General features: G+C 59.7%; 20 protein-coding genes and 1 pseudogene. 16 read left to right on the top strand and 5 right to left on the bottom strand.

Features of this window, described 5'->3' with window-relative positions; translation table 11 throughout:
- Both AC2FNB_RS16170 and AC2FNB_RS16165 read right to left on the bottom strand, forming a co-directional pair.
- A pseudogene (locus AC2FNB_RS16170) lies at positions 1 to 250 on the bottom strand (decarboxylase); the annotation flags it as partial.
- On the bottom strand, positions 250 to 1,344 hold the full coding sequence (locus tag AC2FNB_RS16165; protein ID WP_496747908.1) for a pyridoxal phosphate-dependent aminotransferase: 1,095 nt from the start codon (positions 1,342 to 1,344) through the stop codon (positions 250 to 252). The pseudogene AC2FNB_RS16170 and the gene AC2FNB_RS16165, both read right to left, overlap by 1 nt.
- A gap of 114 nt (positions 1,345 to 1,458) precedes the next feature.
- Here AC2FNB_RS16165 and AC2FNB_RS16160 point away from each other — a divergent pair, with 114 nt between their 5' ends.
- The 7 genes from AC2FNB_RS16160 to AC2FNB_RS16130 are packed head-to-tail and all read left to right on the top strand — an operon-like array spanning position 1,459 to position 9,076.
- Complete coding sequence (locus AC2FNB_RS16160; RefSeq protein ID WP_496747907.1) at positions 1,459 to 2,481, top strand: succinylglutamate desuccinylase/aspartoacylase family protein; 1,023 nt, start codon at positions 1,459 to 1,461, stop codon at positions 2,479 to 2,481.
- Positions 2,482 to 3,942 carry an aldehyde dehydrogenase gene (locus tag AC2FNB_RS16155; protein ID WP_496747905.1) on the top strand — a complete coding sequence of 487 codons (1,461 nt, stop codon included), beginning with the start codon at positions 2,482 to 2,484 and terminating at the stop codon, positions 3,940 to 3,942.
- A 35-nt stretch (positions 3,943 to 3,977) separates the two neighbouring features.
- The gene (locus AC2FNB_RS16150; protein WP_496747904.1) at positions 3,978 to 5,345 is read left to right on the top strand and encodes a Rieske 2Fe-2S domain-containing protein; all 1,368 of its coding nucleotides are present in this window, start codon (positions 3,978 to 3,980) and stop codon (positions 5,343 to 5,345) included.
- Entirely contained in the window at positions 5,342 to 5,983 is a 642-nt protein-coding gene (locus tag AC2FNB_RS16145) for a hypothetical protein (protein ID WP_496747903.1), read from the top strand. Before AC2FNB_RS16150 ends, AC2FNB_RS16145 begins: the two co-directional genes overlap by 4 nt.
- Positions 5,974 to 6,600, top strand: a complete 627-nt coding sequence (locus AC2FNB_RS16140) for a hypothetical protein (RefSeq protein WP_496747901.1) — start codon at positions 5,974 to 5,976, stop codon at positions 6,598 to 6,600. The genes AC2FNB_RS16145 and AC2FNB_RS16140 overlap by 10 nt, the downstream gene beginning before the upstream one ends.
- Positions 6,600 to 7,790, top strand: coding sequence for a YlbE family protein (locus AC2FNB_RS16135; protein ID WP_496747900.1), 1,191 nt, complete (start codon positions 6,600 to 6,602; stop codon positions 7,788 to 7,790). Before AC2FNB_RS16140 ends, AC2FNB_RS16135 begins: the two co-directional genes overlap by 1 nt.
- The gene (locus tag AC2FNB_RS16130) at positions 7,787 to 9,076 is read left to right on the top strand and encodes an amidase (RefSeq protein ID WP_496747897.1); all 1,290 of its coding nucleotides are present in this window, start codon (positions 7,787 to 7,789) and stop codon (positions 9,074 to 9,076) included. Before AC2FNB_RS16135 ends, AC2FNB_RS16130 begins: the two co-directional genes overlap by 4 nt.
- 84 nt (positions 9,077 to 9,160) lie before the next feature.
- Here AC2FNB_RS16130 and AC2FNB_RS16125 read toward each other — a convergent pair whose 3' ends face one another.
- Positions 9,161 to 9,502 carry a winged helix-turn-helix transcriptional regulator gene (locus tag AC2FNB_RS16125; RefSeq protein ID WP_496747896.1) on the bottom strand — a complete coding sequence of 114 codons (342 nt, stop codon included), beginning with the start codon at positions 9,500 to 9,502 and terminating at the stop codon, positions 9,161 to 9,163.
- Between the two features lie 182 nt (positions 9,503 to 9,684).
- Here AC2FNB_RS16125 and AC2FNB_RS16120 point away from each other — a divergent pair, with 182 nt between their 5' ends.
- Positions 9,685 to 10,650 carry an MBL fold metallo-hydrolase gene (locus AC2FNB_RS16120; protein ID WP_480751845.1) on the top strand — a complete coding sequence of 322 codons (966 nt, stop codon included), beginning with the start codon at positions 9,685 to 9,687 and terminating at the stop codon, positions 10,648 to 10,650.
- Between the two features lie 234 nt (positions 10,651 to 10,884).
- Here AC2FNB_RS16120 and AC2FNB_RS16115 read toward each other — a convergent pair whose 3' ends face one another.
- Positions 10,885 to 11,796: a LysR family transcriptional regulator gene (locus AC2FNB_RS16115; RefSeq protein WP_480751843.1), complete on the bottom strand. Its 912-nt coding sequence runs from the start codon at positions 11,794 to 11,796 to the stop codon at positions 10,885 to 10,887.
- 184 nt (positions 11,797 to 11,980) lie between these two features.
- On the opposite strand from AC2FNB_RS16115, the gene AC2FNB_RS16110 reads away from it, so the two are divergent.
- The 4 genes from AC2FNB_RS16110 to AC2FNB_RS16095 all read left to right on the top strand — a co-directional run bounded on the left by AC2FNB_RS16110 (position 11,981) and on the right by AC2FNB_RS16095 (position 15,480).
- Complete coding sequence (locus tag AC2FNB_RS16110) at positions 11,981 to 12,997, top strand: TRAP transporter substrate-binding protein (protein ID WP_480751841.1); 1,017 nt, start codon at positions 11,981 to 11,983, stop codon at positions 12,995 to 12,997.
- A 66-nt stretch (positions 12,998 to 13,063) separates the two neighbouring features.
- Positions 13,064 to 13,627 (top strand): TRAP transporter small permease, encoded by a 564-nt coding sequence (locus tag AC2FNB_RS16105; RefSeq protein WP_480751839.1) that lies wholly within the window; start codon positions 13,064 to 13,066, stop codon positions 13,625 to 13,627.
- The gene (locus AC2FNB_RS16100) at positions 13,627 to 14,967 is read left to right on the top strand and encodes a TRAP transporter large permease (protein ID WP_496747886.1); all 1,341 of its coding nucleotides are present in this window, start codon (positions 13,627 to 13,629) and stop codon (positions 14,965 to 14,967) included. The genes AC2FNB_RS16105 and AC2FNB_RS16100 overlap by 1 nt, the downstream gene beginning before the upstream one ends.
- A gap of 24 nt (positions 14,968 to 14,991) precedes the next feature.
- Positions 14,992 to 15,480: a universal stress protein gene (locus AC2FNB_RS16095; RefSeq protein ID WP_480751835.1), complete on the top strand. Its 489-nt coding sequence runs from the start codon at positions 14,992 to 14,994 to the stop codon at positions 15,478 to 15,480.
- A gap of 118 nt (positions 15,481 to 15,598) precedes the next feature.
- On the opposite strand, the gene AC2FNB_RS16090 is transcribed toward AC2FNB_RS16095, so the two are convergent.
- Positions 15,599 to 16,234 (bottom strand): response regulator transcription factor, encoded by a 636-nt coding sequence (locus AC2FNB_RS16090; protein WP_496747882.1) that lies wholly within the window; start codon positions 16,232 to 16,234, stop codon positions 15,599 to 15,601.
- Positions 16,235 to 16,452: 218 nt separating this feature from the next.
- Between AC2FNB_RS16090 and AC2FNB_RS16085 the strand changes: the two genes are divergently transcribed.
- From AC2FNB_RS16085 to AC2FNB_RS16070, 4 genes are read left to right on the top strand one after another with little or no spacing between them, the layout of a single operon-like run.
- Positions 16,453 to 17,694: a pyridoxal-phosphate-dependent aminotransferase family protein gene (locus AC2FNB_RS16085; protein WP_496747880.1), complete on the top strand. Its 1,242-nt coding sequence runs from the start codon at positions 16,453 to 16,455 to the stop codon at positions 17,692 to 17,694.
- 29 nt (positions 17,695 to 17,723) lie between these two features.
- Positions 17,724 to 18,920, top strand: coding sequence for a malate--CoA ligase subunit beta (locus AC2FNB_RS16080; protein ID WP_496747879.1), 1,197 nt, complete (start codon positions 17,724 to 17,726; stop codon positions 18,918 to 18,920).
- Entirely contained in the window at positions 18,920 to 19,810 is an 891-nt protein-coding gene (gene sucD, locus AC2FNB_RS16075; RefSeq protein WP_480751829.1) for a succinate--CoA ligase subunit alpha, read from the top strand. Before AC2FNB_RS16080 ends, sucD begins: the two co-directional genes overlap by 1 nt.
- Complete coding sequence (locus tag AC2FNB_RS16070; RefSeq protein WP_496747909.1) at positions 19,810 to 20,781, top strand: 2-hydroxyacid dehydrogenase; 972 nt, start codon at positions 19,810 to 19,812, stop codon at positions 20,779 to 20,781. Before sucD ends, AC2FNB_RS16070 begins: the two co-directional genes overlap by 1 nt.
- The last annotated feature ends 272 nt before the right edge of the window (positions 20,782 to 21,053 follow it).

Below are 21,053 nucleotides of genomic sequence, written 5' to 3'. Positions count from 1 at the left end.
TCAGCAGGGCGCGGGTGCCGTTATAGGACATGGCGCCACAGATGCTGACGCCCTCGTCCTCCTTGCAGATGCGGGTGAGGCGGAAATCGGGGTCGCGCGAGATCGGCCAGAGCAGGCCGTCGCTGGTGACGATATCCGGCAGGGCCACGATTTCGCGCACGCCGGACACCTTGAGCCTGGCAATGATCTGGGCGCCCGAAGGATAGGCGACCGGGGGCGCATCGGGAGTGATGGCGACGCCGGACCCCATCAGTCCGCACCACTCAGAAACAGCGCGATGGCATCGCGCGCGGCCTCGATCTCGTGCGCGTGGCCAATGCTGATGCGAATGTAGTCCCGATAGGCGGGCGAGGCGAAACGGCGAATGGCGATGCCCCGCTGCCGCAGGAACCGGTCACAGGCTGCGGCGGACCGGCCCGGATCGGGAAACTGTGTCAGGATGAAATTGGCCTGGCTTGGCACCACCGGCAGGCCGAGGTCAGTCAACTCGGCTGTCAGCCAGTCGCGCCCGCGTCGGTTGGCAGTGCGGACGAATTCCGTGTGCGCCCGATCCTCGAGCGCGGCGACCGCTGCGGCGACCGAGGGCGAGGCGACCGGGAAAGTCAATGCGATGCGGCGCACCGAGTCGATCACGTCATCGGGGGCGTAGATCCACCCGACCCGCGCACCCGCGAGCCCGAAGATCTTGGAAAAAGTCCGGCACATGACCACGTTTCCGGCCCCTTCCACCAGCTTGTGCGCGGGTTCGAAATCGGGGGCGTCCACGTATTCTTCGTAGGCGCTGTCGATGACCAGCAGGCAGGTGTCGGGCACCGCCGCATGCAGCCGCCGCAGCTCTGCCCCGCTCAGGTAGGTGCCGGCGGGGTTTTCCGGGTTGGCAACATAGACGATGCGGGTCCGGTCGGTGATCGCTGCGATCATCGCATCAACCGACGGCTTGAAATGGTCGTCCGGCACCGAGATCACCTCGGCATCGTTGGCATGCGCGTAATTCGGCACCTTGAGATAGCCGTTGGCGCTGCGGATCAGTTCGGTTCCCGGCCCCAGATACGCGCGCGCCAGCCGTGCCAACAGATCATCCGAACCCTGACCGATGGCGATCCGCGCCGGGTCCAGGCCGAAATGCGCGGCGATTGCAGGGGCCAGGACATGGTCCGGATCTTCCAGATAACGCTCGATCCCGGTGACTGCGGCGCGCGCTGCGGCATGCGCATGCGGGCTGGCTCCGAACACGCTTTCGTTCGAATTCAGAAGTATCGACGCGGGCGGTGCAGGTTCGGATGGAGCACCGATCATGTGCGCCTTGATTCTCTCAATTCCGGCCTTGGCGCGGGCAACAGTCATCGAGGTCTCCGTTTCAAGATTTTCTTGCATCACATGATTACAGCATTTTTGCAATTCACTTGCAAAAAAATTATGTTAGAAGAATGCAGGTTATCGTTATCGGATGTATCTGGAATGCGTTTGCACGATTTGGACAGCAGGCTGAAATCGACCATCGACCTGGATAAGCCGGGTTTTCAGACCGGCGATCTGATGCTGCGCTGGTCGGACAACACCAACCCTCTGGGGTATCATCCGATCCCGATCTTGAGCTTCAAAGGCGGCACGGGACCAACAGTTCTGATCGTTGGCGGCACCCACGGGGACGAGTTCGAAGGGCCGGCCGCAATCATGCGACTGGCGGAGGTGCTGGATGCGGTGCAGTTGAATGGTCAGGTTCTGCTGATTCCAGCGCTGAACGCCCCTGCCCTGGCCGCGTCGACGCGGGTTTCGCCTTTGGATGGCGGCAATCTGAACCGTGCCTTTCCCGGCGACCGGGATGGCGGCCCGACCGAGATGATCGCGGATTTCATCGAGCGGGTTCTGATACCCCGGTGCGACGCGGTGATCGATCTGCATTCGGGCGGCAAGGCGTCTGTCTTTGCCACCTGCACGCTGGCCGGACCGTATCAAGACCCGGAATTGACGGAGCGTAGCCGGAAGTTGGCGCAGTGCTTCGGCCTGCCCTTGGTATGGGTGCTGGGCGAGCACAATGACGACCGCTCGGTCAACGCGGCGGCGGCGCGCGCCGGTGTACCGATGATCGCGGCGGAACTGGGTGGCGGCGGCGGCGCCGATCCGCATATCACCGACCAGACCGAAGCCGGTTTGCGCAACTGCCTGATCCATCTGGGCCTGCTGCCGGGGAAACTGCGCGAACCGCCCCTGCCCCGTCATGTTCATATCGCCTCTCCGCTGCATTCGGTCTTTGCCCCGTCGGACGGGCTGTTCGATCGCCTTGTGAGCGCGGGCGAAACGGTTGAGGCAGGTCAACTGGCCGGAACCCTGCGATTCCCGCTGGAACCTGCGCGAGACCCCATACCACTGCCCTTTCCCGAAGCTGGCTTTGTTCTGGCGCATGGCAACCGGGGGATGGTGCGCCGGGGTGAAATGCTGGCGCTGGTGGCGCAAGACCTGCCCGCAACCGGGGGAGGCTGAATGCGCATATACGCTCCGTTCATAGATGGCCGCTCGCTCGACTGGTCGGGGCCGGTACTGGACAGTACCGACCCCGCAACCGGTCAGGTCTGGAGCCGGGTTGCCAGATGCCGCGCGGTCGAGGCCGACCTTGCCGTGCGGGCGGCGGACCGGGCCTTTCGAACCGGGCACTGGGCCGGGGCGGATACCGGGGACAGGGCGCGAATGCTGGAGCAACTGGCTGATGTGCTGGAGGCCCGCTGGGAAGAGCTGGTCGAGCCGGAAATCCGCGACAATGGCAAACGCATCACCGAAGTGCGCGCGCAATTCGCCGGGCTGCACAGCTGGTATCGCCATTTCGCCGCTGAGGCGCGCAACTTGGGACCGGAGCGTCAGAATAACGCGGTCGCGGGGGTCGAGAGCACCGGCTATCACCTGCCTTATGGCGTGGTGGTCGCCATCACCCCCTGGAATTCACCGTTGATGATCCTTGCGTGGAAGCTGGCCCCGGCGTTGGCGGCGGGCAATACCGTAGTGGTCAAACCGTCAGAGATGGCTTCGGCCTCGACACTTGAATTTGCCCGTATGGCACACGAAGCAGGGCTGCCAGGCGGTGTGCTGAACGTGGTGACCGGTCTTGGGCACGAGGTGGGTGAGGCGCTTGTGCGCCATCCGTTGACACGAAAAGTCACGTTTACCGGTTCGGATCTGGGCGGCCGCAAGGTGGCCGAAGCGGCGTCGGCCGGGGTTGTACCCACAACGCTGGAGCTGGGCGGCAAGTCGGCCCAGGTGGTTTTCGCCGATGCCGATATCGAAAACGCGGTGAACGGGGTTCTGTCCGGCATCTTTCTGTCCAATGGTCAGACCTGTGTCGCCGGATCGCGGCTGATTGTCGAAGCCCCGATTGCCAAGCGGTTTGTTGACCGCTTGCTAAAGCGCGCGCAGGCGCTGCGGATGGGCGACCCGATGGACCCGGGTACGCAGGTCGCGCCGCTGGCCAACGAGCCGCACCTGCGCAAGGTGCGCTCGATGATCGTGCAGGCGAAGGATGACGGCGCCACGTGCCTGCTGGACGGATTGGCAACGGCGCGGGGGCGGGAGGGATTTTATGTCGGACCCACGATTTTCGCCGATGTCGCGCCGCATATGCAGCTGTGGCGCGACGAGGTGTTCGGGCCGGTTCTGGCTGTGACCACATTCGAAAGCGAAGCAGAGGCCATCGCGCTGGCCAATGACAGCGATTATGGCCTGGCGGGCGGGGTCTGGACCTCGGACTCAGACCGGGCCGCGCGGGTGGCGGCATCCATCGAAGCGGGCACCGTTTACGTCAACCATTACCGCAGCGTCGATCCGTCCAGCCCCATCGGCGGAATGAAGCTGTCCGGGTATGGGCGCGAGCTGGGCCCGGAGGCAATCAAGGATTTCCTGCAGGTCAAGTCGGTCTGGACCGGCAACGCGCCGGTACCAGACCCGTTCCCCTGACCCAAAACGGACCGAACGAAGTAACGGAGGACCCCATGATCGATCTTTTTCAGGCGCCCGAGGGCAATTTTCGCGGTCACGATCAGCAATCGGTCTGGGGTCAGGCGCATGACCCGGAGCTGACCGAGGTCGGCCCCGGCACGCCATGCGGTGAATACCTGCGCCGGTTCTGGATGCCGGTGGCGATGACCGACCAGATCGGCGATTTGCCTTATCGCATCCGCATTCTGGGCGAGGATCTGGTGCTGTTTCGGGAGAAGAAAGAGGGTCGGCTGGGCTGTACCCATCTGCATTGCTGTCACCGCAACATGAGCCTGGAATTCGGGATTGTCGAAGAGGGCGGCATCCGCTGTTCCTATCATGGGTGGAAATACGGGCTGGATGGCACGGTTCTGGAAACGCCCTGTGAACCGCCCGCCTCTCAGGTCAGGAAAAAGGCCTGTCTGGGGGCCTATCCGGTGATCGAATACAAGGGGCTGGCGTTTCTTTATATGGGGCCAAGCGCCGAGCGCCCGCCTTTCCCCGTCATGGACACCTTTGACGACGAGGGGGACGAGCTGGTGCCCTATCTGATCAAGTCGCCCTGCAACTGGCTGCAGGTGATGGAAAACGCCTGGGATCCGTTCCACGTCGTTTACCTGCATACCAAGGCCGCCCGCGTGCAGTTTCACGAGGCGTTCGCCCATATGCCGATGATCGAGTTCCACGACAGCCAGACCGGCGATTTCTATACCAATGTGCGGCGCGACGGCGATTTCATCTGGGTGCGGGTGCATGATCACATGCTGCCCAGCTTTACCCAGAATGGCGGGCATTTTCCGATCCCCGACCGGTCGCGCTATTTCGGGCGTGGCGGGCTGACCCGCTGGATCACGCCGATTGACGACACCAACACCATGGTCATCGCCTGGCGGCATTTCCGCGAGGACCGGTTCAACGACGATCCGCGCGGCATGACCAACCGTGACGAGGTGGGTTACGGCAAGACCGATTTCTATGGTCAGGGGCCGGACCGGCCCTATGAGATGCGCCAGCGCGATCCGGGCGATTATGACGCCTGGGTCAGCCAGGGGCCGATCAACGTGCATGCGCGCGAGAACCTCAGCTTTACCGACCGCGGCGTGGCCAAGGCGCGGCGCATGGTGCGCAACGCCATCCGGGCGCTGCAAAAGGGCGAGAGGCCGCCGCAACCCACCGACAATTTCGACGCGGTGATCCCGACCTATGCCGGCGATACGGTGCTGAAAATTCCGCTGCAGGAGGGCCGCGACGACGGCGCGCTGCAAAAGGAGGTTAGTTTCAAGGTGGCCGAGATCCTGAAATCCGGCGACCATCTGCAAGGCAAAGCGCGCCGGGATTTCATCGAAAACGCGCTGAGGGACTATGAGGCGGGCTGGGCATGAGCACACGTATCCCGCACAATCCCGGCCGGGTCGACTGGTCGGGGGAAAACCCCGGTATCTATCTCAAGCAGAACCCGGATCAGGATCACTATGATACGCTGGCGCTGTTCTTTCGGGTGGTTCTGTCGCCCTATGGGCGGGGCCATGCGGCCATCGTTCTGGGCGCCCCGGACGAGGCGCGCGGCTGGCCCCATGCACCGAACCTGATCATGACCGACAATCAGCGCATGATGCGCTGGATCGTCGATGGCTGGGTGACAAGAATGCCGACCTTTGTCGGCAAGGCCGGGCTGGATGCCATGAGCTGGCTGGATTGTGACAGCGTCGAAAAGCGCCCCGGCGATCTGAAAGGCAGGTATTCCGAAACCCTGCGCGGGTCTGGCGTCACGCTGGAGATGATCTGGCGCGACATGGGGCCGCCGCTGCCGGTCGAAGTCACCAAGGAGAACTCGGCCACCAAGGCGCATGAGATGTATTCGGTGTTTTTGGAGGCGCGGGCAGCCGAGGTCCGGATCAACGGCACTCCCCTGCCCGGTCAGGTGGCCAGCCGTCAGTTCTTTGGCCGCACCATGTCGACCGCGTTCCTCGCCTTTTCCGAAACCTGGGTCACGCCAAAGGAGGACATCCGATGCCGCTGAACGAACCGATTACTCCGGGCGTGGTTGACTGGACCGGTGAAAATCCGGGCATCCTGCTGAAAGACGACGACGGCAATTTCAGCGCCATGGCGCTGTTTTTCCGGGTGGCGTGGTCACCGGTCGGTCAGGGACAGGTGCTGTTGCTTTATGGCACGCCGGATCAGGTCGAGGGGGCGGCCGATGCGCCCAATGTCATCCTCAGCGACAATCCAGAGCTGACCGCGTTCCTGAAGAAAAACTTCATCAGCAAGCTGGCGGCCTTTGCAAACGCGCCCGCCTTTGCCACCCTGCCCGAGATCGGCGCGCAGGTGGTGCGCAGTTCGGGCGATCCGATGGGCCACCGCTATACCGAGACAATTGCCGGAGAAAACCTGGTGGTGGAGCTTGTCTGGGAAGGGTTTGAACCGCCGCGCGCGCTTGAACTGTCGCCGCATGAGGTGGCCTCGGGCGAGCAGAATATGTTCTCGCTGCTGGTGCCCGCCCATTCGGCGCAGATCATCGTCAATGGCCGCGCGCTGCCCGGCAAGCTGGGCACACGGGTTCAGGCCGGGTACGAAACGACCACCGCGTTCCTGTATTTCTCGGAAACATGGATCATTCCTCCGGAGGGGGCGTGATGCTGCATCCTGCCGATCAGCTTGCATTCGACAAGGCGATGGTGACCCAGCCGGTCTGGAACCGGTTCAACACCGCTGCCGATGCGGTCAAATTGCCGGACAACGTGCTGCTGCATGCCGGCCCGGCCTTTGCCAGCCCCGATCAGATCGCCGCGCCGATTCTGAACTCGGCCTGCGTCGCCTCCGTTTGGGAAGGGTTGGCGCGGGATTTCGATCAGGCGGAGGCGATGATCCTGGCGGGCGAGATTGTGCTGGAACCGGCGCAGGACCATGATGTCGTCACCCCGCTGGCGGCGGTGGTTTCGGCGCATATGCCGCTGCACACCATCTATGACGCCTGGCGCGGACAGCAACGAGTGTTCACGCCGATCAACGCCGGGTCGCGCCCGGCCATGCGGTTGGGACTGCGGTCCGAGGCGGTGCTGGCGCATATCCGCTGGCTCAACACACGGTTTCTGGAGGTTCTGGAAAACGGACTGGCCGAAGGCATCGCGCTGGTGCCGCTGGCCGTGATCGGGCTGATGGGTGGAGACGACTGCCACGGGCGAACCCCGGTTGCCACCGCTGCGCTGGTGGCCGAGCTGAAGGACCGCACACCGAACGGCATTGCAGACGAAGATTCCCTGGAGTTCATGGCCGGTTCGCCATCGCTGTTCCTGAACCTGTGGATGGCGGCGACCAAGATCATGATGAAACTGGCCGAAGGAATCGAGGGATCGAGCTTTGTCACGGCCGCGGGCGGCAACGGGCGCGACGTGGGTATTCAGATATCGGGGTTGCCGGGGCAATGGTTTACGGTTCCGGCCACCCCACCCAAGGGCCGGTTCGATGTCGATTTGCCCGAGGATCGCGCCCTGGGAGCGATCGGCGACAGCGCCGTGGTCGAGGCCTTTGGCCTGGGCGCGATGGCCATTGAATTGAGCCCCGGGCAGAAGAAAGGCTTGCAAGCCTTCCTGCCTGCAAACGCGGCGGCCCGCACATCCGGGCTGTCGGTTGGCGCACATCCCTATTTCAGCGCGCTTGATCTGCGGCTGGGCACCACCGCGCGCGGTGCGGTCGCACAGGGGGCGGGGCCGGTGATCGGGCTTGGCATCCTTGATCGGCTGGGCGAAGCGGGGCGTCTGGGAGGTGGCATTTATGACATGCCGGTCGACCCCTTTGCCGCCGCCCTGAAAGCGCTGGACGCATGAGCGAACTGAACCGGTACCGCGCCTATGAGCTTGCCGCCATGATCCGCGATGGCGAGGTCAAACCGTCAGAGGTTATGGCGGCGCACCTGGACCGGATCGGTTCGCGGGAACCCGTGATCGGGGCATTCCAAAGCCTCGATGCGGAGCGCGCCATGGAGCGGGCACTCGCCGCCGACACTCTCCCCGTCGGCGGGCCGCTTCATGGCGTGCCCTTTGCCATCAAGGACATCATTGACACAAGGGACATGCCGACCGGATGGGGCAGCGATCTGTACGCCGACCGCCGCCCCGAGCAGAACGCCGCCTGTGTTGACGCGTTTCTGGAGGCCGGGGCGATCCCGCTCGGCAAGACGGTGACCACCGAGTTCGCCTATTTTCGCCCCGGCAAGACAGCAAATCCCGCCAACCCGGCGCATACGCCCGGCGGGTCTTCGTCGGGTTCGGCCGCGGCGGTTGCCGATTTCATGGCGCCGGTGGCCTTCGGTTCGCAAACGGCGGCCTCGCTGATCCGGCCCGCGACCTATTGCGGTGTCTGCGGATTCAAGCCGACGGCGGGGCGGTTCGATCTGCGCGGTGTGATGGGTCTGTCGCACAGCCTGGATACGCTTGGAGTTCTTTCACGCGATCCTCGCGATCTGGTGCTGGCCGACAGCGTTCTTCGAGGTGCCGAGCTGCCTCCGGTTCCGGCTTTCGATGAAGGTTTGCCAAGGATCAGCCTGATGCGTGGACCACATTGGCAGGACGGATCGATCGAAATGCGCGACGTCTGCACAAGGGCGTTGGCCGCCATCGCCGGGACCGGTGCGGAAACGGGTGAGATTGCTCATCCCGCTGTTTTTGAAGGTCTGGTCTGGGCGCATATCGTTGTCATGGGCTATGAGACCGCCCGGCAGCGGGCGCGGGAATACGAGATCGGCGAGCCGGGAATAAGCCCGCAATTCCACGCCCTGATCGAGGCGGGACACCGGGTCGACGAAGCGCAGTACCACGCAGCGCTGGACCTGCGGGATCGGGCAAATGCGATTTTTGATCAGTTGTTTATGGATGTGGACGCGATGTTGGTTCCTTCGGCGCCCGGTCCCGCGCCCAAGGGTCTGGCGGCGACCGGCGATCCGCTGTTCTCGCGCATGTGGGCGTTGTTGCAGGTGCCCTCGGTTGCGCTGCCGTTCGGGACCGATCCGCAAGGCTTGCCGTTGGGCATACAACTGATCGCCTCGCGCGGACATGACGACCGTTTGCTTGACATTGCACAATGGGTGCATGGCGTGCTGCAACAGTCTTGTTGAAGCTTCTCGATCCGGACCGAAGGGCTGCTGTTTCGCGCGTTCAACCGTGGCACGGGTGAGCGAGATCCACACCTGATCTTGTCATCACAGGGTGGTCAGGTCATCGAAGTTTGCGATGACCCAGTTATCAAGCGTTCTGACCACACTGGCCAGCGAATGCCCAAGCGGTGTCAAACGATAGTCCACGCGAGGTGGCACTTCTCCGTAATCGTGGCGCGCGACCAGATTGTATTTCTCCAGCCGTTTGAGTGTCTGCGTCAGCATCTTCTGAGACAGGCCCTCGATCTCTCGCATGAGTTCCGAATTCCGTTTTGGCCCGTCGATAAGCAACGGAATGACAAGCAGCGACCACTTATCGCCAATCACCGCGATGATTTTCCGGGACGGGCACAGCGCGATATATGGGTCGGGTCTGATATCAAGCATTTGTGACCTTTCGACAGGAACCAGAAGGTGCGTACTTTATCATTGGTTCTTATCATAATATCGTCTCTCACATGTGATGCAACAACAAGATTCACTCGAAATCGGAAACCCTGTGGACCGGCCAGGTTGCTGACGGACCCGCTGCTGGCGCGCAGGGCAGTTGAATAGAAAGGAAAACCGATATGGTAAACGTCACGCGAAGAATGGTTCTGGGAACTGCGGCGGTCGCCGCGACTGCCGCGACCATGCCGGGCATGGTCGCGGCCAAGGCGCCAAAGGCATCCGGTCAAGCACCGGGATTTTACCGCAGAAAAGTGGGGGACGCCCAGGTCACCGCATTGCTGGATGGCTACATCGACGTTGCCCACGGGTTTTGGACCAACATCGAACAGGCAACAGTCGAAGACCTGGCCGCCGCTGCGGGTTTGCCGGCATCGGGAGCGATCCGAATTGGTGTCACCTCATACCTCATCAATCAGGGAGATCGCCTGACATTGGTGGACACCGGGTCTGCAGACTATTTCGGCCCAACGGCCGGGCAGTTTCTGACAACGCTGGCGGCGGCTGGATACACTCCGGATCAAATAGATACGATCCTTATCACGCACATGCATCCTGACCACATAGGTTCAATGCTGTCCAACGGCGCTGCGGTGTTTCCGAATGCCGAAATCCATATCTGCGGAACAGAGTTCGACTATTGGACGTCAAGCAGCGAACAATCAGCCGCACCGGACTTTGCCAAGCCCTGGTTCGACGCGGCAAAGGGCGTGAAGGCAGCTTATGATGGCCGGATCAAACTGTTCACCGGTTCCCCCGAAGTCATACCTGGCATTACCGCGGTGCCTTTGGTCGGGCACACGCCGGGTCATACCGGATACCGGTTGTCCTCGGCTGGAGAAGACCTGTTGATCTGGGGCGATGCCTGTGGTGTGGCCTCGGTTCAGTTTCAGCATCCCGAAGCGGGTCTTGCCTTTGATGTCGATGGGGCAACGGGCAAGGCGACCCGCGCCTCACTTCTGGACATGGCAGCCGGCGAGGGCGTTTTGGTCGCTTCGGCCCACTTGCCTTTCCCAAGCTTTGGCCGTGTTCTTCGCTCGGGTTCGGCATACGCATGGCAGCCTGACGAGTACCGGTTCGAGGTTTGATCTGATCCAACACGCCAAGGCCAGTCGTTGGGTTGCCATGGGCGTGTAGAAAGAGGCAGCCAGCATTCACTTGCTGGTTGCCATAGGGCATTTCTGCGACAGGCAGAGCCGGATGAACCCCAGGATTTCACAATGCACGACTATCGCCTGGAAGCCATTTCCAAAGACATTGGCATATCCAGAACCCGACGGCTGACAAGAAAACCAGAGCGGATCAATTCCGGGTGAAAGCCATCATTGCTTGGCAAACATATCATCTGCATGCGCGCTAAGGAGGCTTTCGAGGAACGCATTGAGACGACGACCCTTGGATGCGCTGCGCCGGACGATCGCGGACATCTGCGAGACGAAACGGGTTCCCTTGCACGGGATCTCGCGCGCCAGCCCGGCCTCGATGAATGGATAGGCCGTGTGGGTTGGCAGAAACCCGAGATAGCGTCCTGACAGAACAAGAAGGGCAAGCGCTTCTTCATTTTGGACGAATGCGGATTTTCTCAACTTGAGTTTCTGGTGCACCGACATGTTCGGTGAGTTGAAGCTCAACCCGGCAAACGAAAATGCTCTTAACGATTTCAGTTCGAACTCTTCGCGCGGATCGTCAAACAGCTCGTGCCCCTTTCCACAATAAAGACGCATGTCTTCCTGATAGAGGTTCGCATAGTTGAGCATCGGCGATTGCCGGTGCAAAGGAACGATTCCCAGATTGAAGCGCCCGTTGATCACACCCTCTTCGATGATGTTAGGGGGTTCCATGGATATATCGAGCGTCACACCCGGCGCCCTGCTTCTGAACAAGCGAATGGCCCCAAAGACGTTTGCGCCCGGGTTCGTCGAGGAGTGATCGAAGATCGCGATCTTGAGCTTTCCGGTCAGAGCAGTGTGCGCTTCGTCGATCTGTTCTTGAAACTTGTCGATCGCAGCGAACAGGTCTTCGGCAGCGTCCAGAACATGCTGCCCGTCGGATGTCAGGGAAAAACCTGCCGGCCCCCTGTGGCAAAGCTTGAGGTTCAGACGCGTTTCCAGATCGGAAATATGCTTGCTGATGGTCGAGCGGCCGATGTTCAGCTCGAACTCGGCCGCGGTGAACCCACCGCATGCAACGACCGTGCGAAAAACCTCCAACAGCCGGATGTCTACGTTCGCCACGCGCGATATGATCGATTTTCGCGAGATAAAAGGTTTCCTGTTTATCAAACTTTGCTTCGATTACTTTGTATTACCTGAACGGTAATTGCAAATTATATGTTTTCCATTGGATTTCGGCGCGCGGCATTGCTGTGTCTGTCGCCTGATCCAGCAAGACAAAAAGTCCAACTCCGGAGGAGACTTTATGACACTCATCAAAAACCTGTCATCGTTTGCGATTGCTGCATCAGTTGCGGCTTTTGCTCTTACGGCCCCCGCTCAGGCCAAAAACTTCAAAATCGCGGTGGGCGACAGCGGCGGATCAAGCCAGGAAGCCACGGGCCTGGCATTCAAGGCGAAACTTGAGGAATTGTCCGGCGGCAATCATACCGCAACACTGTTTCTGAACGGCCAGCTGGGCTCGGAACAGGACACCGTGAACGAGGCTGCGATCGGCACGCTGGACATGTCGCTGTTGGCGATCAACAACGTGACACCGTTTTCGCCCTCTGTGGGCGTGTTCACGCTGCCTTACGTCATTCTCAGCCTGGAAGACGCCGAAACGCTGACCCAGGGCCCAATCGGTCAGGAGCTGACCGAAAACACCATCAATGACGCAGGCGTGCGCATCATTGCCTGGACCTATACCGGCTTCCGCCGGCTGACCAATTCGAAAAAGCCGGTCAAGTCGGTTGCCGACCTCGAAGGCCTGGTCATTCGCGTCCCCAAGAACGAGATCATGATCGACACCTACAAAGCCTGGGGCATCAGCCCGACGCCGATGGCATGGTCGGAAACTTTTGCAGGTCTCCAGACCAAGGTTGTGGATGGTCAGGACAACCCCTACACCACCATCAACGCGATGAAGTTCTACGAGGTGCAAAAGTACGTCACGAACATCCGCTACATCTTCTCGATTGAACCGCTGATCATTTCCGAGCAGGTCTTCCAGGATCTGTCGGCCGAAGATCAGGAAATCATCCTTGAGGCTGGTAAAGCGGCAACCGCGGCATCGGCGCAGTTCCTGCGCGACAAGGAAGCCGAGATCAAGCAGATCCTGCTCGACAAGGGCATGCAGATCGATGATCCGGAAAACAACGAGCAGGAATTCATCGACCTGGCGACCGCTGCCGTTTGGCCGAAGTTCTATGAAAGCATCGGCGGCGTCGAAAAGCTGAACGCGGTGCTGGCCGCGATCGGTCGCGACCCCGTCTCGGAATAATATCGCTCAACAATAACAAACGGCATGCGCTGAACCGGCGCATGCCGCACTGACAGCGAGGGGCCCATGAAAAACTTCTGGGGTGTTTTAGACAATATCGAAAGTTATCTTTGCCGGTTCCTGCTGGCAGTGTTCGTGTGTCTGCTGTTCCTTCAGGTCGTGGTGAGAACGTTGTTCAACTTCTCATTCTCCTGGGTGGAAGAGCTTTCGGTTTATATGTTCGTGTGGTTCGTGTTCTTCGGAGCCAGCTATGCGGCCAAGATGGGCGCCCACAACCGGGTGACCTTTCAGTTCAAGTTCCTTCCGCCTCGCGCAATCAAGTTCATCGAGGCATTCGCCGATCTGTTCTGGATCTGCTTCAATGTCTATTTCGTCTATCTGGCGCTGGATTTCATCTTCAACCGGATGAACAAGTTCCAGTCCTCACAGACCCTCGGGTTCCACCTGAGCTGGGTATATATCGTTCTGCCGATCGCGTTCACCCTGATGACAATCCGCATCATCCAGGTGAACTACAAAAAGATCGTCCTGGATGAGGACCTTCGCGATCCCGATGCAATCGATCTGGAAGAAGTACGCGCGGAATTCGGCGGCGACGCAGCGCACGCTGCAAGCGAGGAGGACAAGTGATGGGCGTGGAAATCGTTTATATCCTGTTTGGCGGCTTCCTGCTGCTTTTGTTCATTGGCGCGCCGATCACGGTGGCGCTTGGCGTTTCGACGATGATCACGTTTCTCATCCTCGATGAGAATCCGATCAAATTCGTGCAGATCGCGTTCACCTCTGTCGGGTCTTTCCCGTTGATGGCCTTGCCCGCCTTTATTCTGGCCGGAGCCTTGATGGAGGCATCAGGCCTGTCCCGGCGGTTGATATCCGTGGCCGAAAGCTTTGCCGGTCCGTTCACCGGTGGCATGTCTGCCGCAACGGTGTTTGCCTGCCTGTTCTTCGGCGCAATCTCGGGTTCTGGCCCGGCAACGACCGCTGCGGTCGGTATGCTGATGATCCCGGCCATGATCGACCGCAAGTATGACCGGGATTACGCGTCTGCGATCACCGCGTCATCCGGGGGTCTTGGTATCGTCATTCCACCATCGATTCCGCTGATCATCTTCGGCATTGCCGCCCTTGGCATGCCCGCGCCGCCGGAGGCCGTGGCCGAACATGGTACATTCCAGACGGTTTCCATCCCGAAACTGTTCATCGCAGGATTCTTCCCCGCCTTTCTGATCGCCGGCAGCCTGTTAATCATGAACTACATCCTGGCCAAGAAAAACGGTTACAAGGGAACCACCGAAGGCTGGTCCGCGCGCCACATCTGGTGTGAAATGTACCGTGGTTTCTGGGCGTTGATGGCACCTGTCGTGATCCTTGGCGGTATCTATTCGGGTTTCTTCACCCCGACAGAAGCCGCAATCGTCGCGATCTTTTACACTCTGGTGGTGGGTACGTTCATCTATCGGGAATTGTCGTGGCACAAGCTTTTCACGTCACTTGAAACGACAACCTGGCTGACAGGCCGTGTGTTGTTGATCATGTTCACGGCGACGGTCTTTGGGCGGTTGCTGGTCGAAAATCAAATTCCGGCCATCATCGCGCAGGGGATGCTGTCGGTCACCGACAATATCTATGTGATCTGGACCCTCGTGATCCTGTTCCTGCTGTTCGTCGGAATGTTCATGGAAACGTTGGCCACGATCCTGATCCTTGTACCGGTCATGCTGCCGGTTGCCTACAGCGTTGGCATCGATCCGATCCACTTCGGAGTTGTCATGGTCTGTACCCTGGGTATCGGCTTTCAGACGCCACCATTGGGAGAAAACCTGTTCATCGCGTCGGGGATATCCAACATTTCCATCGAGCGGATATCAGTGGCTGCGCTGCCGTTTGCCTTCATCAACACTGTGGCAATCTTCATCATCGCGTTTTTCCCTGAAATCTCGCTTTGGTTGCCTCGGGCGTTCGGATACTGAGCGGCAGATGAAAGGAACTGAACAATGTTACCTCAGATAAAAGACATCCTGTTCGCGACCGACCTGTCGGCAAACGCAGACAATGCTTTGCGCCACGCCATTGCTTTGGCGCAGACGCATGATGCAAGAGTTCACGTTCTGCATGTGACCGAACCGTTGACTCAGGACGCAATCATGACGCTGCGGATGTTCATCCAGGATGATGCATCGCGAAAGCATGCGATCAGGGAACGGCACGCGTCCATAAAGGACATGCTGAAGGCCAACCAGAAGGCCTTTGTCAGTTCGCTGAGCAAGGAAGAAAAGCAGGCCTACGAAAAGGTTGCGTCAGTTGAACTGGTCGATGGTCACCCGGCGGAAGCGATCCTGCAAAGAGCCAAGGACCTTGATTGCGGGCTGATCGTCATGGGAACGCATGAACATGGAACGGGTCACACATTTATCGGTACCGTCGTCAAACGGGTGCTTCGACGATCCAGAATCCCGACACTTGTCGTACCTCATGTGCACTAGAATTACCCTCCTGGACTGAACTTAGGCGGCCAAACGGTCGCCTTTTTTTCAGCGATCCTTAGCGCCATGGCGGCCTTTCTGGTGTTGGCACTTGATGGATGCAGTGGCTTTGAATCCCCTACTGTTTGATGTCTGCGAATTTTGAAGAATAGTAGTAGGCGATAGCCTGCGCCCGGTTCTTAACCGACAGTTTTTCATAAATGTTCGACAGGTGAAATTTCACCGTATTCGTGGAAATCTGCAGGTCCTTGGACAGGTCGCGATTGGACATGCCTTTGGCAAGGGCCTCAAGAATGGCCCTTTCCTTTCGTGACAGGCTGTCTAACGGGTTTCGTTGCATCTTGCGGACATCGATGAAGGGAAAAACCATCTTGCCCGCCGCAACATCGACGCAGGTTTCCAATAACCCTTCGACTTCGCCAGAGCGCGCCGCAAAACCCGCGGCACCCGCCTGCATCGCCAGACGCGGCACATCACCAACTTCATCCCCGTAGATGACAAAACGCGGCGCGTTTTCCTGCTCTCGCAGCACTTCTATGAGTTTCGCGGCGCCCAGAACCGGCAAATCCCAAGCGACGATGCAGACCTTTACCGGCACCCGCATCACCGCGCCCAGGAAGCCCTCGGCAGTTGCCGATGTTGCGACCAAAGAGAATCGGGGATCGCGTTCGAAGATCTCGGACATCGCCGATAACACCAGCGGATTGTTGTCAGCGAGCATGACGGCAATTGGAGAACGCTGAGTTCCAGTCATTGTAATTCCACCTAAAATTTTCAAAACCTACCCGTTTTGGCAGTAGGTTTCTTTGTATGCATCGGTATCCTTACCAGTTTGGGTAGGTTTTTCCCCATCTATTTGGAAGCCCCGTAGCAGTAGTAAGTTACGTTGCGGACCAAAGCAAGTATCGCTTTTCTACACGTCAGCGAAAGACACGGGGCCAGCAATTGCCCCTGATGAAGTGGAGGCCGTCAATGACGTTTCAGATTTTCCCCCAGCTCGAAATCCCCGAGACGTTGGCGGCTGGCCCCGGGCCGGGCAACACGGATGCCCGCGTGTTGCAGGCATTCTCCGGCGCCGGAGTGGCCGATCACATGCAAGCAGACGTTCTGCGTGGAATGGTCGAATGCAAGCACATGCTGCGCGAGATCTGGGGCACCAGAAACGCGTATACCTTTGCTGTGGCCGGCACCGGCTGGAGCGGGCTGGACACCATGTTCTCGGCCGTCATGCCAGGTGACAAGGTTGTCGCTTTCTCGAACGGAACCTTTTCGGGCATCGACTCGCTGACACTCCGGATCAAGGCAGCAACACCGCAGGAACACGCCGCCGATCCACTCGATCCGAAAGCTGCCAGCGTAATCGTCATTGATGTACCGCACGGCCAGCCGGTCACCGCCGAAACAATCGAGGCCGCTTTGGGCGAGCACAAGCCGAAGTGGGCCTTCATGGCGCATTGGGAAACCGGTTCAGGCCGTATCAACGATCTGCGCGGGTTCTCGGATGCGTGCGAACGCCATGGCGTCATGGGGCTGATCGATGCCGTCTCGTCGCTTGGGGTCGAGAATTTCCGGATCGACGATTTTCCCGGTGTCGCCGGGTGGGCCTCGTGCCCACAAAAAGGTTTGTGTTGCCTGCCGCTGACCTATGCGCCCGTCAGCTTTACCGCTGCCTACATCGACTCGCTGAAAAGCACCGGCGCTTACACCTATGTGCACAACCCGATTTTCGAGGCGCGCCATTGGGGAATTGTCGATGGTCGGGATGTCGAAAAGGGCACCTATCACCGGACCCATTCAGGCTATGCCGTCGCTGCCTTTCATGAATCACTGCGCCTCACCCTGCAGGAAGGACTGGCAAAGCGGTCAAATGCGTACCGGACCCACGAAAACGTTCTGCGCGATGCCGTAACTGCGATGGGATGCGAAGTCACATCGGACATGCCCAGCCTCGTCGTACTCAACCTGCCGCCGGAACTGGCCGGCCGTGAAATGGAACTGGTCCAGAACTGCCGCGCGCGCGGCTTTGGCATATGGCCGACACTGAGCGCGCCAGTACAGGTGCGGATCGGTATTCTCAACCAATTGAACCGCCAAGCCGTCAGCCGGATCGTGCGTCTGTTTGCCGAAGCCCTGCGGGAGCTCGGAGGTCAGGTGGACAACGACGTCGTCGAGGCTTTGCTCGAGAGCCGTTACGGCACTTCGATCGCCGCCTGAATTGCGCTGCAGAAAAGAGAGAACTCCAAATGGACATTCATGAGTATCAGGCGAAAGAAATTCTTTCGAATTTCGGGGTCGAAGTTCCTTCGGGAGCGTTGGCCTACAGCCCGGAGCAGGCCGCTTATCGCGCCCGCGAATTGGGCGGCGACAAATGGATCGTCAAAGCACAGGTCCATGCCGGCGGTCGCGGCAAGGCGGGCGGCGTCAAGCTTTGCAATAGCGAAGGCGAGATCTACGAAGCATGCGATGACCTGTTCGGTCGAAAGCTGGTAACCCATCAGACCGGCCCCGAGGGCAAGGGCATCTATCGCGTCTATGTGGAAAGCGCGGTGCCGATCGATCGCGAGATTTATCTTGGTTTCGTGCTTGATCGCTCCAGCCAGCGGATCATGATTGTTGCATCCTCTGAAGGTGGCATGGAGATCGAGGAGATTTCGGCGGAAAAACCCGAAAGTATCGTGCGCTCCACAGTGGAACCGGCAGTAGGTTTGCAGGAATTCCAGGCCCGGGAGATTGCCTTCAACCTTGGTCTGGAACCCCGCCTGATTCAGCAAATGGTCCGTACATTGCAAGGGTGTTATGCCGCATTCAGTGAGCTGGACGCGACCATGGTGGAAATCAATCCCCTGGTAATCACCGGCGACGATCGGGTTCTGGCGCTGGATGCCAAGATGAGCTTTGACGACAACGCCCTGTTCCGTCATCCGCAAATCTCTGAACTGCGCGATAAAAGTCAGGAAGACCCGCGCGAAAGCCGTGCGGCGGACCGCGGCCTGTCCTATGTCGGGCTCGAGGGCAATATTGGGTGCATCGTGAATGGCGCCGGCCTTGCGATGGCCACGATGGACACGATCAAGCTGGCTGGTGGTGAGCCTGCAAACTTCCTCGACATTGGCGGCGGTGCTTCGCCCGAACGGGTGGCCAAGGCGTTCCGTCTTGTCCTGTCAGACAAGAACGTTCAGGCGGTGCTGGTCAATATCTTTGCGGGCATCAACCGCTGTGACTGGGTTGCCGAAGGTGTCGTGCAGGCGCTGCGCGAATTGCAGATCGATCTGCCCGTCATAGTTCGGCTTGCCGGAACGAATGTCGAGGAAGGTCAAAAGATTCTTGCGAAATCGGGCCTGCCCATCATCCGTGCAACAACTCTGATGGAAGCCGCCGAACGCGCCGTGAGCGCGTGGAAGCACGATCTGACCCATAACACCCAGATGAGGGCCGTGTAATGAGCATTCTTCTCGATCGCGAAAGCCGCGTAATCGTTCAGGGCATAACCGGCCGCATGGCAAGGTTCCACACCAAGGACATGCTGGAATATGGCACCAACGTTGTCGGCGGGGTTGTTCCCGGCAAGGGCGGCGAAACCGTCGAAGGCGTTCCGGTCTTTGACACGGTCAAACAAGCCGTCGAAGCAACCGGCGCCAATGCCAGCCTGGTGTTTGTACCACCGCCGTTTGCCGCGGATTCGATCATGGAAGCCGCTGACGCCGGTATCCGCTATTGCGTGTGCATCACCGACGGCATTCCGGCGCAGGACATGATCCGCGTCAAGCGTTACATGTACCGTTATCCGAAAGAGCGGCGCATGGTTCTGACCGGCCCCAATTGCGCAGGTACGATCAGCCCGGGCAAAGCGCTGCTGGGGATCATGCCGGGCCATATCTATCTGCCTGGCCCTGTCGGCATCATCGGACGTTCGGGCACGCTGGGTTATGAAGCGGCCGCGCAGTTGAAGGAACGCGGCATCGGTGTTTCGACCAGCGTCGGAATTGGCGGCGACCCGATCAACGGCTCGTCTTTCCGCGACATCCTGGAACGCTTCGAGCAGGACGAGGACACCGAGGTGATCGCCATGATCGGAGAAATCGGCGGACCTCAGGAGGCGGAAGCCGCAGAATATATCCGCAATCACGTCACAAAGCCCGTGGTGGCCTATGTCGCTGGCCTGACCGCTCCCAAAGGGCGAACGATGGGCCATGCTGGTGCGATCATCTCGGCCTTTGGCGAAAGTGCGTCGGAAAAGGTGGAAATCCTTTCGGCCGCAGGCGTGACCGTGGCTGAAAACCCCGCTGTGATTGGCGAAACCATCGCCCGTGTCATGGGAAAGGCAGCGTGATGGTCAAACCCTCTGTCCTTGTCACCCGTCGTTGGCCCGCCGCCGTCGAGGCGCAACTGATGGAGAGCTATGACGCAGTTCTGAATACCGGGGACAAACCTTTGACCCCGGCGGAAATTCGCGAAGCGCTCAAACGGTATGATGCGGTTCTACCGACTGTGACCGATACACTGAATGCCGAAGCACTGGACGTACCGTCGGCGCAAACCAGGATCCTGGCCAACTACGGTGTTGGGTACAGCCACATTTGCGAGCCTGCGGCACGCGACCTGGGAATGACCGTCACCAATACACCCGACGTGCTTTCAGAATGTACTGCCGATCTCGCGATGACGTTGTTGCTCATGGTTGCCCGCCGAGCAGGCGAAGGAGAACGAGAGTTGCGCGCGGGCCAATGGACAGGATGGCGGCCCACACATCTTGTCGGCACCAAAGTCAGCGGCAAGACATTGGGCATCATCGGTTTCGGTCGAATCGGCCAGGAAATGGCCCGTCGCGCCCATCACGGGTTTGGCATGAAAATTCTTGTACAGAACCGGTCGCGTGTCTCGTCGGAGATTCTGAACCAATGCAATGCCACGCAGGTCGACACCATCGACGACTTGCTGCCGCAATGCGATTTTGTCTCGCTGCACTGCCCCGGAGGTGCCGCCAACCGGCATCTGATCGACGGTCGCCGTCTCGACTTGATGAAGCCTGACGCCTACCTGATCAATACCGCCCGCGGCGAGGTCATCGATGAACATGCCCTGATCCAGGCCCTCATGTTTGACACTATCGGCGGCGCAGCGCTCGACGTCTTCGACGGAGAACCCCACGTCAGCCCGGACCTGTTGCATTGCGACAATCTGGTCATGCTGCCCCATCTGGGAAGCGCCACCCGAGAAGCGCGCGAAGCCATGGGATTTCGCGTTCTGGACAATCTGAGCGATTTCTTCGAGGGACGCCCGCCGCGTGACCGGGTGATCTGACACAGACAACATCTTGGGCAACAGGCAGGTACGGGTCCAAACGGCTTTCGCAAAGTGATTGTGACGAGGTCCAGACCTGCTCTGCCCCTGCCCCCCAGTTTTGCTGTTCCGGACCGGAACGACCAACACAATTCGAAAGGTTTCGACATGAATGCCCCCTATCGTACCGACGATTTTTTCACCCAATCTCTCGCGGATCGTGATCCTGAGCTTTACGGCTCGATCGCGTCGGAGCTTGGCCGTCAGCGCGACGAGATCGAGCTGATCGCGTC

This window comes from Ruegeria sp. BHSB058 (assembly GCF_059613285.1).
This window is presented reverse-complemented; position numbering and strand designations above follow the sequence as displayed.

Bases quoted from the DNA above. Each gene is read 5' to 3' on its own strand.
- AC2FNB_RS16140 (WP_496747901.1), top strand. From the start codon at position 5,974: ATGCCGCTGAACGAACCGATTACTCCGGGCGTGGTTGACTGGACCGGT.
- AC2FNB_RS16080 (WP_496747879.1), top strand. From the start codon at position 17,724: ATGGACATTCATGAGTATCAGGCGAAAGAAATTCTTTCGAATTTCGGG.
- AC2FNB_RS16105 (WP_480751839.1), top strand. From the start codon at position 13,064: ATGAAAAACTTCTGGGGTGTTTTAGACAATATCGAAAGTTATCTTTGC.
- AC2FNB_RS16145 (WP_496747903.1), top strand. From the start codon at position 5,342: ATGAGCACACGTATCCCGCACAATCCCGGCCGGGTCGACTGGTCGGGG.
- AC2FNB_RS16125 (WP_496747896.1), bottom strand. From the start codon at position 9,502: ATGCTTGATATCAGACCCGACCCATATATCGCGCTGTGCCCGTCCCGG.
- AC2FNB_RS16135 (WP_496747900.1), top strand. From the start codon at position 6,600: ATGCTGCATCCTGCCGATCAGCTTGCATTCGACAAGGCGATGGTGACC.
- sucD (WP_480751829.1), top strand. From the start codon at position 18,920: ATGAGCATTCTTCTCGATCGCGAAAGCCGCGTAATCGTTCAGGGCATA.
- AC2FNB_RS16130 (WP_496747897.1), top strand. From the start codon at position 7,787: ATGAGCGAACTGAACCGGTACCGCGCCTATGAGCTTGCCGCCATGATC.
- AC2FNB_RS16120 (WP_480751845.1), top strand. From the start codon at position 9,685: ATGGTAAACGTCACGCGAAGAATGGTTCTGGGAACTGCGGCGGTCGCC.
- AC2FNB_RS16070 (WP_496747909.1), top strand. From the start codon at position 19,810: ATGGTCAAACCCTCTGTCCTTGTCACCCGTCGTTGGCCCGCCGCCGTC.
- AC2FNB_RS16095 (WP_480751835.1), top strand. From the start codon at position 14,992: ATGTTACCTCAGATAAAAGACATCCTGTTCGCGACCGACCTGTCGGCA.
- AC2FNB_RS16160 (WP_496747907.1), top strand. From the start codon at position 1,459: ATGCGTTTGCACGATTTGGACAGCAGGCTGAAATCGACCATCGACCTG.
- AC2FNB_RS16150 (WP_496747904.1), top strand. From the start codon at position 3,978: ATGATCGATCTTTTTCAGGCGCCCGAGGGCAATTTTCGCGGTCACGAT.
- AC2FNB_RS16165 (WP_496747908.1), bottom strand. From the start codon at position 1,344: ATGACTGTTGCCCGCGCCAAGGCCGGAATTGAGAGAATCAAGGCGCAC.
- AC2FNB_RS16100 (WP_496747886.1), top strand. From the start codon at position 13,627: ATGGGCGTGGAAATCGTTTATATCCTGTTTGGCGGCTTCCTGCTGCTT.
- AC2FNB_RS16155 (WP_496747905.1), top strand. From the start codon at position 2,482: ATGCGCATATACGCTCCGTTCATAGATGGCCGCTCGCTCGACTGGTCG.
- AC2FNB_RS16090 (WP_496747882.1), bottom strand. From the start codon at position 16,234: ATGACTGGAACTCAGCGTTCTCCAATTGCCGTCATGCTCGCTGACAAC.
- AC2FNB_RS16085 (WP_496747880.1), top strand. From the start codon at position 16,453: ATGACGTTTCAGATTTTCCCCCAGCTCGAAATCCCCGAGACGTTGGCG.
- AC2FNB_RS16110 (WP_480751841.1), top strand. From the start codon at position 11,981: ATGACACTCATCAAAAACCTGTCATCGTTTGCGATTGCTGCATCAGTT.